The sequence below is a fragment of the Nocardioides luti genome (genome assembly GCF_014212315.1).
GTDB classification, from domain to species: Bacteria; Actinomycetota; Actinomycetes; order Propionibacteriales; family Nocardioidaceae; genus Nocardioides; species Nocardioides luti.
Map to the genome: position 1 here is coordinate 1,963,647 of NZ_JACKXE010000001.1, position 16,469 is coordinate 1,980,115.

At 64.3% G+C, this 16,469-nt stretch carries 12 protein-coding genes; all 12 read right to left on the reverse strand.

Annotated elements, in window-relative coordinates; all coding sequences use genetic code 11:
• Window positions 1–17 precede the first annotated feature (17 nt).
• The 12 genes from H5V45_RS09425 to H5V45_RS09485 all read right to left on the reverse strand — a co-directional run bounded on the left by H5V45_RS09425 (window position 18) and on the right by H5V45_RS09485 (window position 16,457).
• Complete coding sequence (locus tag H5V45_RS09425; protein ID WP_185252690.1) at window positions 18–1,412, reverse strand: FAD-binding protein; 1,395 nt, start codon at window positions 1,410–1,412, stop codon at window positions 18–20.
• Window positions 1,413–1,425: 13 nt separating this feature from the next.
• On the reverse strand, window positions 1,426–2,910 hold the full coding sequence (locus H5V45_RS09430) for an aldehyde dehydrogenase (protein ID WP_185252691.1): 1,485 nt from the start codon (window positions 2,908–2,910) through the stop codon (window positions 1,426–1,428).
• Between the two features lie 77 nt (window positions 2,911–2,987).
• Window positions 2,988–4,118 carry a zinc-binding dehydrogenase gene (locus H5V45_RS09435; protein WP_185252692.1) on the reverse strand — a complete coding sequence of 377 codons (1,131 nt, stop codon included), beginning with the start codon at window positions 4,116–4,118 and terminating at the stop codon, window positions 2,988–2,990.
• A gap of 237 nt (window positions 4,119–4,355) precedes the next feature.
• A complete protein-coding gene (locus tag H5V45_RS09440; protein WP_185254570.1) occupies window positions 4,356–5,570 on the reverse strand; it encodes a CaiB/BaiF CoA transferase family protein in 1,215 nt (404 codons plus the stop codon).
• Window positions 5,570–6,829, reverse strand: a complete 1,260-nt coding sequence (locus tag H5V45_RS09445) for a CaiB/BaiF CoA transferase family protein (protein ID WP_343061493.1) — start codon at window positions 6,827–6,829, stop codon at window positions 5,570–5,572. The genes H5V45_RS09440 and H5V45_RS09445 overlap by 1 nt, the downstream gene beginning before the upstream one ends.
• Before the next feature lie 390 nt (window positions 6,830–7,219).
• Window positions 7,220–8,176 (reverse strand): alpha/beta hydrolase, encoded by a 957-nt coding sequence (locus H5V45_RS09455; RefSeq protein ID WP_185252695.1) that lies wholly within the window; start codon window positions 8,174–8,176, stop codon window positions 7,220–7,222.
• A 36-nt stretch (window positions 8,177–8,212) separates the two neighbouring features.
• On the reverse strand, window positions 8,213–9,493 hold the full coding sequence (locus H5V45_RS09460; protein WP_185252696.1) for an ATP-binding cassette domain-containing protein: 1,281 nt from the start codon (window positions 9,491–9,493) through the stop codon (window positions 8,213–8,215).
• A complete protein-coding gene (locus H5V45_RS09465) occupies window positions 9,490–11,457 on the reverse strand; it encodes a dipeptide/oligopeptide/nickel ABC transporter permease/ATP-binding protein (protein WP_185252697.1) in 1,968 nt (655 codons plus the stop codon). The genes H5V45_RS09460 and H5V45_RS09465 overlap by 4 nt, the downstream gene beginning before the upstream one ends.
• Entirely contained in the window at window positions 11,454–12,395 is a 942-nt protein-coding gene (locus H5V45_RS09470) for an ABC transporter permease (RefSeq protein WP_185252698.1), read from the reverse strand. The genes H5V45_RS09465 and H5V45_RS09470 overlap by 4 nt, the downstream gene beginning before the upstream one ends.
• Window positions 12,396–12,516: 121 nt before the next feature.
• A complete protein-coding gene (locus H5V45_RS09475; RefSeq protein WP_185252699.1) occupies window positions 12,517–14,100 on the reverse strand; it encodes an ABC transporter substrate-binding protein in 1,584 nt (527 codons plus the stop codon).
• A gap of 239 nt (window positions 14,101–14,339) precedes the next feature.
• On the reverse strand, window positions 14,340–15,143 hold the full coding sequence (locus tag H5V45_RS22840; protein WP_425491461.1) for an MmgE/PrpD family protein: 804 nt from the start codon (window positions 15,141–15,143) through the stop codon (window positions 14,340–14,342).
• A 414-nt stretch (window positions 15,144–15,557) separates the two neighbouring features.
• Complete coding sequence (locus H5V45_RS09485) at window positions 15,558–16,457, reverse strand: alpha/beta hydrolase-fold protein (RefSeq protein ID WP_185252701.1); 900 nt, start codon at window positions 16,455–16,457, stop codon at window positions 15,558–15,560.
• Window positions 16,458–16,469 lie beyond the last annotated feature (12 nt).

Here is a 16,469-nt window from a genome sequence, read left to right on the forward strand (position 1 = left end):
CTCCCATCAGCTTGAGGTCATGCTTGGGCCGATGCGCCGACACGGTCGGCGGCCTGCTGACCAGCAGCCCGACCGAAGACCAGAGCGCTGAGCACCGAGATCGCTCCTGGGTACACGTGGTGCCAGAGACCGGCCAGCTCTCCGGCAGCATAGAGGCCCTCGATCGGTTCGCCCGACTCCCGCAGCACCCGCGCGCGCTCGTCGATCTTCAACCCACCGAAGGTGAAGGTGATTGCACAGGTCACGGGCCAGGCGACGTAGGGCGGCTCATCGATCGGCCGCGCCCAGTTGCTCTTGGGCGGGGTGAGCCCTTGCGTCGCGACACCGTCGAGGTTGTGCACGTCCAACGGGCCCGGCGTCGCGGCAGCGTTGTAAGCCTCAACCGTCGCGGCCAGAGCATCCGATTCGATGCCGAGGCGCTTGGCGAGCCCCTCGATGGTGTCGGCCACCTCCGGGGCCTTGTCCGTCAGGAGTGCGCGGTCGAGGTCCGGAACCTTGGCCAGCTTCTGGTCGGCAATGAGATAGGCGAACTGATCGGCCTGACGCCAGATCTCATACGAGATGGTCTCGAACGTGTTGTCCGCACCACCGGCACCCTCGTCCACGAAGCGCAGACCACGGTGGTCCACCAGGATCCCGTAGGGATAGATCATCACGAGGGCCTCGGGCTGTCGGCTCCTCGGGTCCACGGGCTCACCGTGGAAACGATCGAACTGGCCGTCGATGGCCGCACCGATCCTAGTCGCCATCTCGATCCCGTCGCCGCGGTTGGAGCGCCCACCAGGAACCAGAGTCTGCAGCTCGTGCCCGCGCTCGCCCAAGTACTTGTCGAGCATCTCCGGGTTGCCCTCGAATCCACCGCATGCCAGGACGACGGTGGACGCCGCGAACTCGATCGGCTGCCCGTCGGAGCCCTCTGCGATGACGCCCGTCACCGCACCGGTGGACTCGTCGGTCCGCAAGGACTGCGCCGTCGTCTCGTAGTGGATCCGACCGCCCAGCTCTGTCACTCGACGCGACAGGCCCTCCACGATCGCGCCACCACCGCCGACGGGCATCACTCGCGGGATCTTGGCGCTGAGGATGTACGGGAGAGCCGTGTGGATCGGCACTCCACACTCGCTCAGCCACCGCACCGTCGGCTCAGCGTTCTGCGCCAGGTGCTCGATGATGACCTCGTCGGTCTTGCCCTGGCTGAGCTCCCTCATCCGGGTCTCCATGTCGGGGAGCGGCTCGTAGTCCTCGGTCAGGCGGAAGAACGAGCCACTCCATGCTGTATTGCCGCCGCGGTCACGCTCACTGGTTCGCTCGAGGACCGCCACGATCCCCTCAGGGTGTGACTGCAGGAACTGGACGGCGGTTGCGAGGCCAGCTGCCCCGCAACCGATGACCAGCAGATCAACGGTTTGCATTCTCTGCTTCCGATCAGCTTCGGGGGTTGAAGGGGTCGGCGATGGTGCTTCCGGTGTCAATGAGGATCGTCTTCACCTCGGTGAACTCATCGACCGCGTGAACACCGTTCTGGCGACCCAGGCCGCTCTCCTTGAAGCCTCCGAAGGGGGTGACGTGGCTAAGTCTGCGGTAGTTGTTCACCCAGATGTTCCCCGCGCGGAGCCGAGACGCCATGCGGTGGGCGCGTCCGAGGTCCTGCGTCCAAACGGCAGCGGCGAGACCGAACGACGTGTCGTTGGCGATGCGGACCGCGTCGTCCTCGTCCTTGAAGCGGATCAGTGACGCGACCGGGCCGAAGATCTCCTCACGAGCGATGCGCATGTCGTTCGTGACCTCCATAAACACCGTCGGCTCGACGAAGAGACCCTTGGCCAGCTCAGGAGCGTCCGGGCGCTTGCCGCCCGCCGCCAGCACGGCCCCCTCCTTCACACCGATGTCGATGTAGCCCAGGACCTTGTCGAGCTGCGCCTGGGAGGCGACGGTGCCCATCTCACTAGCGGGATCGAGGGGATCACCGAGCTTGATGCGTGAGGCGCGCTCGGCGAGCGCCTTGCCGAACTCGTCGTAGATGTCCTCGTGCACCAGCACGCGCGAGCCAGCAATGCAGGTCTGTCCGCTCGCCGCGAAGATGCCCGCCATGACACCGCTGAGCGCATTCGCGAGGTCCGCGTCGGGGAAGACGATGTTGGGCGACTTGCCGCCGAGCTCAAGTGACACGCGCGCGACGCGACCGGCGGCACTGGCCGCGATCTTCTTGCCGGTCGCCGTCGACCCCGTGAACGAGATCGCGTCGACGTCCGGGTGCTCCACCAGTGCTGCACCAATGTCCCCGGCACCGGTGATGATGTTCACGACACCGGCGGGGAATCCCGCCTCCTCGATCAGTCGGCCCAATATCAGCGTGCTCACGGGAGTGACCTCGGACGGCTTGATCACGACGGTGCAGCCCACCGCCAAGGCCGGCGCCAGCTTCATGAGCAGTAAGGACAGCGGGCTGTTCCACGGCGTGATGGCGGCCACGACGCCGATCGGCTCTCGAACGGTGAAGCCCTGCATGTGGGGAATGCTGGTCGACAGGGTCTCGCCCTTGGGGTGCTCGGCGACACCGGCGAAGAAGTAGCAGTTCTCGGCCATCGACACCGCCTGGCCGCCGGTCTCGCGCATCAGCTTGCCGTTCTCGCGGACCTGGATCTGCGCCAGCTCTTCTGCGTTCGCGACGATCAGGTCGCCCAGCTTGCGCAGCAGAGCAGAACGCCGCGACGGCGTTGAGCTCGCCCACGGTCCCGTTTCGAAGGCGGTCTTGGCGGCTGCCACCGCACGATCGACGTCGTCGGTGGTCGCGGTCGGGACCAACGCCCACGCTTCGCCCGTGAAAGGGTTGGTCGACTCGAACGTGGCTCCGCTCGAGCTTGCGGTCCACTCTTGGCCGATCAGCATGTCGTAGGTCGAGACAGTCATTTCAATTCCTTTGCTCGTGGCACGGCCGACAGTTCTCCCAGGTCGACCAAGATTTCGTGTGGGTTGAGGTGACGTCGTCACAAAGACATGTCGATCACCTGACGCGCGCCGTTTCCGTCAGCGAGGTGGTCGAAAGCAGTGTTGATCTCGTCCAGCGAGAAGCGCTGGGAGATCAGTCTGTCGATCGGCAGCAGACCGCGGGTGTGCAGATCGAGGAAGCGGGGGATGTCGCGCCGGGGCACCGCCGCACCCATGTAGCTGCCCACGAGCTTGCGCTGGCTGCGAACGAATTCGGTCACGGGAACCGAGAACACCGCGTCGCTTTCGGGCAGACCGACCGGGACCGTGGTTCCACCGAGGTTCGTGGAGTAGTACGCCTGGTTCAGAACCTGCGCGACGCCGGCACTTTCCACGGCGAAGTCGACGCCGCCGGGTACGATTCTGCCGATCGCGGCGACGGGGTCCACCTTCGCGGCGTTCACGAAGTGCGTGGCTCCGAGCTCAGCGGCCCGCGCGAACTTTGACTCCAGGACGTCGACCGCGATGACCGGGGCGCAGCCGAACATCTTCGCGGCCATAACCGCGCTGAGGCCCAGGCCCCCCATGCCGAAGACTGCAATGCTGGACCCAGGCTCAGGGTGCGCCGAATTGATGACCGCGCCCGCTCCGGTGAGAACAGCACAGCCCGCCACCGCAGCGACATCCAGCGGAATGCTGGCATCTATCTTTACGAGGGAGGCCTCGTGGACCGCCACCTGGCGGGACAGCGCAGAGACGCCACCACGGTGATAGATCACGTCGCCGGCCTTGTCGGAGTACTTGATCGCTCCATTCAGCAGCGTGCCCTTGATATTGGCCGAGTTTCCTGCGCCGCACTGACTCGGGCGTCCCGCACGGCAGTCGCGACACTCCCCGCACGAGGCCACCCACGAGAGGACCACGTGGTCACCGGAGCGGAAGGTCGTCTCGGGTCCCACCTCACGCACCACGCCGCTCGCCTCGTGACCGATCATCACCGGAAGATTCCGCGTTCGCGAACCGTCCACAGCGGACAGGTCCGAATGGCAGAGTCCGGCGAACGCGATCTCGACCAGGCACTCCTTTGGACCCAACTCCGCGATGATGACGTTCTCGACGCGGACCGGCTTCGACTCGGCGAAGGGTCGGACGTTGGAGGGTTCTCGGACTACTGCCCCTTGCGTGATCATGTGCGCACTCTTTGCATGTTCGCGGTGGACGTGTCGGACGACCCACACGCAGCAAGGACGACTCCGAGGGACGCAACCGCGGCGCCGAGGCCGAGCCTCGAACGACGGCGGCCTCCGAGCTCCACGTTGTTCATCACGTACACCATCTCTCCTTTTGGTTGCGGCGATTGGGTCGCATTCCGTCCACCCACGCGTTCGGGCGGAGGGGACCTTCCTCCGGATCGTTTCGGCTTCTAGTCAGACAAGTACGCCGTCCGCGGTCAGCCGGTCGATCTCGCGATCGTCTAGGTCCAGATACTCGCGACACACCTCGCGGGTGTGCTCGCCGAGCATCGGCGCGCGACTGAGTCGTGCGGGCGTGCGGGACAAGGCGAATGGCGTCCCGTTGTAGGCGGTCTTGCCCATCTCGGGGTGGTCCAACCTCACCCAGTGCCCACGCGCCACTAGTTGCGGGTCCGACATCACATCCGCGGCGGAGGCCACGCGCCCGGCCGGCACCCCCCGCTCTAGCAGTTCTGTCGCGAGAGCCGAGGCATCGCGTCCGGCCACGGCGGTGGCGATGACCGCGTCTAGGCGCTCGCGATTGTGATGACGGCCCGCCTCGGTCTCGCACTGTCGGGGCCATTGTGCTTCGGGCAGGTCCAGGACTTGCGTGAACGCCGGCCACTGGCGGTCGTCGGTCACCGAGATGGCGATCCACTCGTCGTCGCCAGCGCACTGGTACACCCCTTGCGGCGCGAACCGCCTGTGACCGTTGCCGATGGCCTCGCTGTCGCGCCCGTTGACGGTGTAGTCGAGGATCGAGGCCCCGAGCAGGCCCACGGTCGGCTCCGTCTGGGCCATGTCGATGTACTGACCCCGCCCGGTGCGACGCCGGTGACGCAGCGCCGCGATCGTTGCGAAGGCTGCGTGCGTCGGGTTCGGGACGTGGTCGGGATAGTTCGTCCCCGTGCCCACGGGCGGGCGGTTCGGCACACCGGTCAGATGGTGGAAGCCCACGAGAGCCGCAATGGTCTGCCCGAAGCCGAGGTAATCGCGGTCGGGACCCACGGTTCCCTGCATCGACATCGCGACGTAGACGATCCCGGGGTTGAACTCCCGGACCTCCTCATAGGAAAGGCCGAACTTCTTCATCACGCGGGGCGTGAAGTTGTTCGCGACCACGTCGGACTGACTGATCAGGCGACGAGCGAGGGCCTGGCCGTCGCTGGTTTTCATGTTGATCGTCACGCTGCGCTTGCTGGTGTTCCGGTCCGCGAAGTAGCCGCTGCGGTCCACGCCGCGGATGCCGTCCTTGAACGGCGGCGTCAGCCTGACGGCGTCCAGGCGGGCGGAGCTCTCGATCTTGATGACCTCGGCGCCGCTGTCGGCCAGCAGCTTGGTCATGTATGACCCGGCGCCCACCCAGCAGAAATCGGCGACGCGGACACCGGTCAGTGGCAGCTTCGTCATCACGCCAGCCCTTGCCGCGTCAGCTCGGCGACCTCGTCGGAGGACACACCCAGCTCGTGAAGGATCTCAGCCGTGTCGGCTCCTAGCTCCGGGGCCGGTCCGGCCAGGCTCCACGGCGTGTCCGACAGCTTGTACGGCGCGCCGGGAACCTTCACGCGATCACGCCCGAGCCCGGGCGTCTCCGCCCAGAAGTCGCGGGCCTTGAGCTGGGGGCTTTCGACCACCTCCCGGGGCGAGTTCACCGGCGCGAACGGCACCCGCCAGCGCTGGGCCTCGTGGTACAGGTCCTGCTTCCCTCGGCTTCGGAAGAACGGCGTGACCACACTCGCGAGTGTCTGCTTCGCCTCATCGGTGTTGAAGTAGTCGCGGTCCTCCCACGCGGGACCCTCGAGGCGATCGACGCCTTCGATCTCCTCGTGCTTAAGCCAGGCCAAGAGGTTTTGCCAGTGACGTGTCTCACCGAAGCCCGCGGCTTGGAGGAAGACGTATCCGTCCGCGCACTCGAAGACGCCATAAGCGGTCGTCTTCTGCTGGCCTCCCCAGCGACGCCGGACCGTGCCCTCGAGGTCGTAGAACTGCACCGCGTTCTCCAGCGCCATCGCGACGCACTCCTGGATCGAGACGTCAACGTGCTGGCCCTTGCCGGTCAGCTCGGCGTGAGTCACCGCAAGCAGAGATGCAACGGCTGCGAACATGTTGCCGGCGGCGTAGGCCTGATCTCCGCCCGGCTGGACCGGTGGACCGTCGGCATAACCACTCAGCGACATGAAGCCGCCCAGGGCCTGGCAAGTCAGGTCGCTAGCGGGGTATGCCGCGTATGGTCCCGTCTGCCCGAACGGGGTAATGCTCGTGACAACAAGCGCCGGGTTGACCCGCTGGAGGTCCTCGTAGCCCAATCCGAGTTCGACCAGGCGCCCCGGGCGCTCCGACTCGATCAGCAGCGCCGCGGTCTTCAGTAGCTTGCGCAGGACCCCGCGAGCCGCCTCGGTCTCGATGTCGAGAACGATGCTGCGCTTGCTTGTGTTGTTCGCGAAGAACGGCAGGCTCTGCTCCGGCTCGCCGTCGACAAACGGCGGCATATGGCGCAACTCGCTGCCCTGCTTAGGTTCAACCAGAATGACGTCAGCACCCAATTCGGCGAACATTTTGCCGCAGTAGTTGCCTGCAGCGCCCGCGAGATCGATCACACGGACCCCCTCTAGAGCCCCTGGCGCCCTCCGCTCTCCCATCATAGATGACATAGGTATCATGTATGACATCGTACGTCTACAAGCAGGGGAGAGTGACTCACCCCTTTTCGGCTTCTCGGGTTGTAAAGGCAACCGCGGACTACGTGACCACGCCAGCTGCGCGCAGAATCATCGGAGGTGCCGGCGGCCCTCGTTAGGGCCCTGTGCGCACCCGCGGAACGTAGCTGTCGGCAGGTCAGCGCGAATGTGTCGGTCCCGACCCGAGCCCCTGAGAGCGTCACGTACTCAGCCGCCTGGGCGACGGCCACCACCATCGGGTTGACGGACTTGTCGAACTGGACGTCCGCGACGAGACCAATCCGCCGGGTCGGCACGTTGAATTCGATCATCACGGACGCTGCCGTTTCCACCTGCAGTGCCGCCGTCTCGTTTCGTCGTCCTGGACTTCACCCTTGGTTGTCACTTGTCGTCGACCTGATCACGAAAGATCCACCGAAGCGTCTCGGGCATCACGGCGCCGCCGTGCCTAAGAGAGTGTCCACCGGTTCCGAACTCGAATACCGACTCGTAGCGGCGATACTTCAGTGCAGCCGCGAGATCGTAATTTGCGATCGGGATGCTGCCAAAAATGATGTCGGCGTCGCGGGTCCCTGACTGGTGCCAGACCCGGATCGGCTTGCGCGACTCGCGGCGGACCATGCTGGGTAGGTTGTTAGCCCCCCGGATGTTGATGAAGCTTCCGCAGTGCGAGATGACGTTGCCGAACACGTCGGGTCGATGGAACGCCGCGCTGAACGCACCTGCGCCGCCCGAACTGTGGCCAGCGATGACGCGGCCCTTCGGGTCGTCGGTCAGACGCACCTTGGTACGGATGATGGGGAAGAGTTCCTGTTCAAGGTAACGGGCGAACTCGCCGCTGACGGTGTCGTACTCAACAGCTCGGTTGGTGTTACCCCCGTAGACTGGGTAACCCGGCCCAGTTTCACCCGGATTGTGGAAGAGGCCGACGGTAATCGGGATCGAACCTGAGTGCACCAGATTGTCGAGCACTGTGGTGACACGAGCCTGTTCGCCGGCGTAGTACAGGCCGTCCAGGCACACCATCAGGTTGACCGACTCCGCCTCCTCTGCACCATGCGGCAGGTAGAGATAAATGCTGCTCGTTACTCCCGGATACACTGTGTGGCTGGTCCAACGGAAGTGAAAGTATTTACCGTCAGGTACGCCCTCCTGCGGAAGCGACTCAAACGTCAAGCGGTAGTCGGACACGACGTCATCGCTCAGGTGAAACAGGGTCGCTCGATCCTCGCTCGGGTACGTGTACCCGTCCGTGGGGTCATCGTACGACGACGTCATCCCGTAGTGATCGAGGTCCACCAGGTCCAGGTGAACCGATTCTGGCTGCGAGTAGATCATCGCGAAACGTTTCTCCCTCTGCTCATGATGGTCAGGTCAGGACCTCGACTTGTAACTACCCGTCTCGGGGCGATCGTGGGCTACGGACGAGACATCGCCCTCGACGGAGTCGAGGAAGTTGACGATCATCCGCGCCTGAACTCGGTCACCGTCCTCGATCGCTGCGGCCAACTGGCGCAGTAAGTCGAGGAACTCGCTGGTCCGCCCGTCGGCGATGACGGCTCTGCACAGATCGGCGCGCGCTCCTTCGAGCCGCGTCAATAGGTCAGGGGGAGTCATGGTCGCTGAAGTGCGGGAAGCCATCTCAAGAATGGCAGCCCGGAGTGCCACGAGGGTCTCTATCGTGCTAGCGCCGCCCTTGGCCTGGATAAGTGCGCCTGACACGATCGATGCCCGGGGGGTCGGCTGCGCCGTCGCTTCAGCCACAGCTTGCTGCTCGAATGCCCCGAGTAGCGCAACATCGGAACCGGCGCCTCCACCCATCGAGGTTCGCGTCGAATCAGCAACCGCCTTGCGAGTAGCACGACGAACCCGTTGAAGGTCGGCGTCGGCATCCAGTGAAGCCGCGACGAGTCGGCGCGTGTAGGGCTGTGTGGGATGCTCCGTTACCTCAGCGGAGGTGCCTTCCTCCACAAGTTGTCCGTGCTGCAGAACAGCAACGCGAGTGCTCATGTGTCGCACGACCGCTAGGTCGTGTGTAATGAAGAGGTAGGCGACTCCACGCTCCCGCTGAAGCTCGAGAAGCAGGTTCAAGACCTGTGCCTGGACGGAGAGGTCAAGAGCGGAGACCAACTCGTCACAGACGACGAGCCTTGGATCAGGCAGCAGCGCCCGGGCGATCGCGATTCTCTGGCGTTGCCCACCCGAGAACTGGGCGGGAAACTTCGTCAGAGCGGACTGATCAAGACCCACCCTCTCCAGCATCGCCACGATGCGCGCGCGCCGCTCTGCCCGCGACATTCGCGGCAGGGAGTCGAGCGTCTCCCCCACTGTCTGCTCGATCGTTCGATGTGGGTTGAACGAGCTGTACGGATCTTGGAACACGGCTTGGACTTGCGTACTCAGTGCCCGGCGCTCGCGAGCGGTGCGGTGAGTGATGTCCCGGCCGTCGAAGGTGATTGTCCCGTGGGTGGGTTGTACGAGTCCGAGCACGCAGTTGCCCAGCGTCGACTTGCCCGACCCGGACTCTCCGACGAGGCCCAGCGTCTCGCCGGCGCCGAGGCTGACGCTGACCCCGTCGAGTGCGAGCTTGTCCGCTCGCCGGCCCCGTCCTCGGTAGAGGACGCTAAGGTCACGGATCTGAACCAGCGCGCTCACTTCGCCACCACCTGGTCGCGCAATGCAACGAGGATGCAGCGCGCGCTCGCGTCGACATCGACAGGCACCATCGGGATCGGCGCAGCGGTACAAGCCGGCTGTACGAACTCACACCTGCTGGCGAATCGACACCCGCCGGGCCAGGATCCGGGGCTCGGCACCGCGCCGGCAATGACCGGTAGGTTCTGGCGCGGAGTGATACCGACAGCCGACGACCTCAGCAGAGCCCTCGTGTACGGGTGCTCCGGGCTCTGGATCAGCGGCCGCACGTCGGCGGTCTCCACGACCTGTCCCGCGTACATGACAACCGCGCGGTCGCACGCTTCCGCGACGACCCCCCAGTCGTGGGTGACGAGGATGAGGGCCATCCCGCTCCGCTCTCGCAGCTCACGGAGGAGATCGAGGATCTCAGCTTGCACCGAGACATCGAGGGCGGTCGTGGGCTCGTCGGCGATGAGGAGCTCTGGCTCGCCAGCCAACGCCCGCGCGATGGCGACACGCTGCGCCATCCCTCCCGAGAGCTCATGGGGGTACTTCTTGGCGACGACTTCAGGGTCAGGCAGCCGGACGCGGGTCATGAGTTCCTGCGCGATGCGGCGCCCCTCGCTCTTGCCAACCCGCTGGTGCAGCCGCACAGCCTCCGCGAGCTGATGCCCGACGGTGAATGCCGGGTTGAGGCTTGAGATCGGCTCCTGGGAGATGAACCCGATCCCTCGCCCGCGATAAGCATTGAGCTCGTGCTCGCTCAAGGAGGTAAGTTCGACCCCCTTGAACATGATTGAGGCGGCCTGAACGCGGGCTCCGAGGGGCAGCACCCGAAGGACACCGGAGATGGTCATCGACTTCCCGCAGCCGGACTCGCCGACCATCCCTAGTGCCTCGCCAGGGTGAACGTCGAAACTGACATCGTCGACAATGGGGACCTCGCCAGTTCCACGGGGCATGGTGACGGTCAACCGGCGCACACTCAGCACCAAGTTGCGTCGGTCCGTCCGTACCTCGACGTCGTCTAGACGCGAATCCGGTTCCTGCGAGACAGTAGGCGCGAGCGCGCGCCAGCTATAGGCCTTCACCGAACCACTGGACCGCCCCATGTACGCGTCCCGGATGCCGTTCCCTATCAGGGTGAGGCTCAGTGCGACGACCACAATGATCCCCCCGGTCGGGACGAGCATCCAAGGGTTGATGGTCATGGCCTGCTGTGCGTCAGAAATCATGTTCCCCCAGGTGGGGTCCGGGGGCAGCACCCCGAGCCCGAGGTAGCCGATCCCGGCCTCAGCCATGCAGGCAATCGCGGCCACGATGCTGATCAGCGTCAGTGCGGGCCCGGTGACCGCTGGAAGGATGTGCCTACGCATGATCTGCGCACTTGTCAGTCCCGCGACCCTCGCGCCGGCCACGTACGGCTCCTCGCGAACCGCAATCGTGGCGGAGTAAACAACGCGCGCCAGCGTTGGCGCCATGATGACTCCGAGGGTGACCATCGCCGCAGCCTCATTGTTTCCAAAGATGCCGAGAACCACGAGGAGCAGGACGAGAGCAGGAACCGCGAGCAGAGCGTCGCACCCCCGCATCACGACGACCTCAACCCAACCGCCAATGGTGCCTGCGGCGATTCCCAGAGCCACTCCGATCAAGGTGCAGACGATGACGGCCTCGCCCATGCCCAGGAGCGTCACCCGCCCGCCGTACATCATCCGAGCGAGGATGTCGCGACCCAACTGGTCGGTACCGAGAAGGTGATCACCAGAGGGCCCGGCATTGATGTTGCGCAGGTCCTGCTCGAGCGGCCCGTACTGGGACAGGACGGGTGCCAGCACCGCAGCCAGGATGATGAGAAGGAGCACCACACCGCACACCACTGTCAGTGGCTGTCGCACCAGCCGCGACACGAAGCCGGCATCACCCTCGGCGGCAGCGCGGGCATCGGCTTCCGGCGCAGCGCTCTCAATAGCCGCGGTCATCGAGACCTCACCTTCGGGTTCAGGAATGCAATCGCCACGTCGGTGAAGAGAAACACGAGCACCACCATGGCCGTGTAGAACACTGTTAGCCCTTGAATGACTGGGAGATCATGGGTGGTGGTTGCGCTCACCATCTGCGCGCCGAGGCCGGGCATGGCGAAGATCTGCTCCATCAGGATGGTCCCGCCGAGCAAGCCGACGAACACCAAGCTCACCATGGTGAGCACCGGGCCACCGGCGTTCTTAGCGATGTGCTTGAACACGATTCGCTTCCACGGGTAGCCATTCGCGCGGAGGCTGCGCACATAGTCGCTCCGCATTGCAGCAAGCATCTCGGCTCTCGTCACGATCGCCACTAGAGCCGCCTCGCCGAGACCCAGAACTGCGACCGGCAACACCAGTGACAGTGCCCAGGCCGAGGGCGACTCCGCAATCGGAACATAGCCCGAGACCGGGAACCACCCCAAGTTGACGCCGAAGACGAGAGCGGCGATCAGTGCGAGCCAAAAACTAGGGATACCGCGAGCAAACACGGCGAGAACCTCTGCGATCCGCCCGATAAACCCACCACGCACGGCTGCAAGCACCCCGATGCTGGTTCCAAGGACGATGACAATAAGTAGGGCACCAAACGTGAGCGACAAAGTCACCGGGAGCCTGCCGCTGATGATCTCGACCACCGAACGACCAGAGACACGAGATGTCCCCAGGTCTCCTGACAATGCGTCCTGCAGCCACGCCCAATACTGAACCAGCACCGGCTGGTCAGTGCCGAGCTCCGCATTCAACTCCGCGATCTGATCGGCGGTCGCGGTTGGACCTAGAATTGCTCCGGCAACGGTGCCTGGCGCGAGTGACCCCAGCACAAAGACGACCAGCGAAATAATCAGCATCAGCGGGCCCGCTAAGAGCAAGCGCCGCCCGATGACTCCGAGCATTGGGTTCCTTTCTCGCGACCCTTGATGCCGACATTGAGCGGCGGGGCCGAGTGCGTTTTCGCGCTCGCGCCCGATGCGTCGTTTCTGGCCCCGGCCCAGAGGCCGGGGCCAGAAACTCAGTTCAGCTCGCGCGCTTCCAGCTATTAATGGCGTAGTAGCCCAGCTGCCCCGGGTCACCGATGTCGATGCCGTCAGAGAAAGCGTACTGAGGAAGCGCCACCACGGGGATGACCCAGGCCGCGGCACCCATTGCCTCGTTGAACAGTCTCGCGTTCTCGTCAAGGTTTGATTCAGAGGAGGTCACGAGGGCGTTATAGGCCTTGTCGATCTCAGGGTCCGTGTTCCCAAAGACGTTAAAGACGTCGGCGTACGGGAGCTTATAGAGCCGGTACGCGTTGGATGGAAGGTCTCCGTACAGTCCGAACGAAGCGGCCGACAGTGGGTACTTCTTGGACTGCCTCGCAGTGACGAGTTCTCCAAACGGAATGGACTTCAGCTTGATGTTGATCCCGATCTTGGAAAGCTCCTCGACAGCGGCAGTCAGCGGGGTCTTGGCTGGCACATCGTCACTGCTCCAGAGCATCTCCACGTCAAACCCGTCCGGGTAGCCAGCCTCGGCCATGAGCCGCTTGGCCTCGTCAAGGTTGTAGGTGTACCTCGAGGGGAGGTCTGGGTCGTAGCCCACCCCGTCGATCTGCGCGATCTGGTCCTGAGGCTTGGCCTCGGGCCCAGATGCGGCCGCGATGCCCTCCCGGTCAAGCGCCAGCGCAATAGCCTGGCGAACGCGCACGTCAGCAAGCGGCTTCGAAACGACCCCCTCGGTGTCGGACACGAGGATGCACATTCCGTAATAGGTCGACAGTGTGACGTCGAAGCCCGCCGACTTGGCCTGGTCCACGAGTGTCTCGCCCCCGACCACATCCACTTGTACCTGCCCAGTTTTCAGGGCGTTGAGCGCCGTCGTCGGGTCCGGGATGACCCGAAGCACCACCTCGTCCCAGTTCTGGCGGGACTTGTCGTAGTAGTTGGGGTTCGGCTTGAACGTGTAGTGATCGCCAGGGTTACTTTCCGAGGCAACATACTCGTAGGGACCGGCGCCGAACATCTCGGTCTTCAGCTTGTCAGGGTTCTTGAGGCCGGCTTCGCTGATGATCATGCCGTTGTTGCACATGCCGACGTCGGACAGAATGTCCTCGATCCCGATGAACGGCTCGTCGTAGCTGATCTGCACCGAGTCGTCTCCCACCGCCTTAACGGTCCAGGGCTCGATGTAGCCCTTGATAATGCCCGGCACAGACTTGTAATAATTGAGGGTGTCGACTACGGACGCCACCGTGACATCCGTGCCGTCCTGGAACTTGACGCCCTTGCGGATCTTCATGGTGAACACCGTGTTGTTCTTCGAATACGCCCACGACTCGGCGATTGCCGGCTCATATCCGCCCGTGGGAGACACTCGGATCAGCGGTTCGTAGGCCAGCTGGAATACCTCGCTGCTGCATTGGGTGTTGAGCTCGAAGCTAGAGGGCGGATAAGTGATGGCAACCGTCAACGTGCCGCCCGACTTCGACGATGAGTCGCGGTCGCCGTCGCCTCCGCTCCCGCACGCGGCGAGGAGACCGGCTGCCAGCACTCCAGCCAGCAGGGCCGCCGCCCATCTGTACCCGCGACTCCCTCTCGCCTGAACACGCCTACGTGCCTTCATACTTGTCTCCTCAAGTCAAGGTAAAGGAACCGCCACCCAGGGGCGGCCGTGGTTCTTCGTAGCCCGCCCGATCAGAACATGTCGATGAGCATGACCCTGTGTTGGGCAATATGTCAAGGATATGTATGGCGTATGGCGTATGACGGTTCTTGGCTTGTGGCCGACGTCCCCAGCCACCGTCCTCTCGACGACGATCGGTGCGAACGGTGGCCGTGATGCGGACGCCACTCCTGTCAGGTTCATAGCGGAGCGGCTGACCCCCACCGCCACCCGTCGAGCAGCGCCGTAGCCACCGCGAACTCCATGCGGAACTTCGCCTCGAGGCCCGTCGTGGGACGGTAGTGGATGAGCGACTCCACACCATGGGAGTTTGTTTGACCTCGACCCCGAACGACCTCGTTGGCGCTCAAGGCGTACTCCTGACGAAGCTCGAGGGCGAAGGCGATCGTTCGTGGGTCGCGTAACGTTGCGGCTAGCGCTGACCTCGACGCCACTGGAGAGCAACTCGCCCGGCGCATCGCCCAGTGTCCGAAGCTGCTTGTCGAGCGGTTCGCGTGGTGGGACATGCAATAAAGGCTGCGGAAGCCTCCATCCTCGACGTCGAGTGCAGATGCGCGACGCCATGAGTCCCGCGTGCGCGAGGCGAGCCGCCTGGAGGCCTGACCGCGGCAGCAGTTCCCACCTGGTAGGCCTTCGCCATCGTGCCGAACGCCGGCCGGCTGTCCGACGCCTGCGACTCGGCGATCCAGAGCATGGACGACCTCCAACTCCAACAGTCGCAGGTTGCTGACCGCCGCCGCAGCAGAGATCGTGCCGAGAGTCAGTCGGCATGCCACCCGCGTTTGGTAACGGTCTATCGACACAGCCCTCGCGATCTTGACCCAAACCTCAAACCCCGCGTAGAAGGCGGGACTGACCTGACGGTCAGACGCGTGCGACGACTCAGGTGCGGCAACGATTGCAGGGACCAGCACGGCGCTGGGGTGACCGCTCATAACCATGGAGGCGTCGTCGTAGTCCCGCACGTGCGCCAGCGCGCTGATGAGGTGGACGGCTCGCCCCTCGGCGCAGCCTCAGCTGCAAGGCCCGCCCGGATCGCACTCCTCCCCACGTCGCCCACGACCCATGACGCCATCACCTCGGCCAGGGGTCGCGCCGGGCGCTTATGCACACGGCGAACGTGTCCGCGAAGGCGGGCGCGGCCGAGCGGATCGTCGGTTCGTCGATGTCAATCGGGTCGACGGGCTGACGGGCTGACGGGCTGACGGGCTGACGAAGCCAGCGATGCGCTCCGACGCAGTGAGGTCCGGCAGGTCGAGCTCTACCGCGCCCCGTCAGCTGTCAGTACGACGGTCCAGCACTCACGCGCGGAACTCGAACCCCACCCGTACTGGCGCCTGAGGGTCAACATCTGGGGTCGCGACAAGCTGCTCATGCCCTGCTCGTCATATCAAGACTTACTTACCCTCGACCTGGTCGCGAAAAATCCACCGAAGCGTCTCTGGAAACACCGCGCCGCCGTGTCGCAGGGTGTGCCCGCCGGTGCCGAAGACGAACATCGAGTCGTAGCGGCGATATCGCAAGGCCGCGTCGAGATCACGGTTAGCGATGGGGATGCTGCCGAAAATGATGTCGGCATCACGTGCTCCGGACTGGTGCCATATCCGGATCGGCTTGCGGGGCTCGCGCCGGACCATGCTTGGCAGGTTGCTGGCGCCCAAGATGTTGATGAAGCTTCCGCAATGGGAGATGACGTTCCCGAACTCGTCAGGACGATAAAACGCCGCGGTCAAGGCGGCGGCGCCACCGGAACTGAAGCCACAGACGACGCGGCCCTCTGGGTCATCGGTTAGCCGAACCTTGGTCCGGACCACGGGAAACAGCTCCTCCACCAAGAAGCGCGCGAACTCCCCGCTAACAGTGTTGTACTCAACGCTGCGGTTGGTCTGGCCCCCATAGAGCGGATTCCCCGGGCCGTTCTCCCCCGGATTGACGAACAAACCAATGGTCATCGGGATCTCGCCCCTGTGCACAAGGTTGTCCAGCACCGTAGTCGCCCGACAATGTTCACCGACGTAATCCAGCCCGTCCAGGCAGACCAGCAGGTTGACCGAATTTACCTCCTCAGCGACGTGTGGCAAGTACAGGTAAACGCTGCTGGTAACGCCGGGGTATACGGTGTGACTAGTCCAACGGAAATGGAAGTACTTCCCGGCTGGCACTCCTTCCTGCGGGAGCGAGTCGGAGGTCAGGCGGTACTCCGAAACGATGTCATCTGCGTATTCGAAAGCAGCGCGGTCCTTACTCGAGATCAAACTCCCAGTCGCCTGGTCAGCCTCGGTCGAGACCACTCCCACGTGGTCAAGATT

What these genes read in the sequence shown, in the direction of transcription:
- H5V45_RS09425 (WP_185252690.1), bottom strand. Translation starts at nt 1,412, where the DNA reads ATGCAAACCGTTGATCTGCTGGTCATCGGTTGCGGGGCAGCTGGCCTC.
- H5V45_RS09430 (WP_185252691.1), bottom strand. Translation starts at nt 2,910, where the DNA reads ATGACTGTCTCGACCTACGACATGCTGATCGGCCAAGAGTGGACCGCA.
- H5V45_RS09435 (WP_185252692.1), bottom strand. Translation starts at nt 4,118, where the DNA reads ATGATCACGCAAGGGGCAGTAGTCCGAGAACCCTCCAACGTCCGACCC.
- H5V45_RS09440 (WP_185254570.1), bottom strand. Translation starts at nt 5,570, where the DNA reads ATGACGAAGCTGCCACTGACCGGTGTCCGCGTCGCCGATTTCTGCTGG.
- H5V45_RS09445 (WP_343061493.1), bottom strand. Translation starts at nt 6,829, where the DNA reads ATGTCATACATGATACCTATGTCATCTATGATGGGAGAGCGGAGGGCG.
- H5V45_RS09455 (WP_185252695.1), bottom strand. Translation starts at nt 8,176, where the DNA reads ATGATCTACTCGCAGCCAGAATCGGTTCACCTGGACCTGGTGGACCTC.
- H5V45_RS09465 (WP_185252697.1), bottom strand. Translation starts at nt 11,457, where the DNA reads ATGACCGCGGCTATTGAGAGCGCTGCGCCGGAAGCCGATGCCCGCGCT.
- H5V45_RS09470 (WP_185252698.1), bottom strand. Translation starts at nt 12,395, where the DNA reads ATGCTCGGAGTCATCGGGCGGCGCTTGCTCTTAGCGGGCCCGCTGATG.
- H5V45_RS09475 (WP_185252699.1), bottom strand. Translation starts at nt 14,100, where the DNA reads ATGAAGGCACGTAGGCGTGTTCAGGCGAGAGGGAGTCGCGGGTACAGA.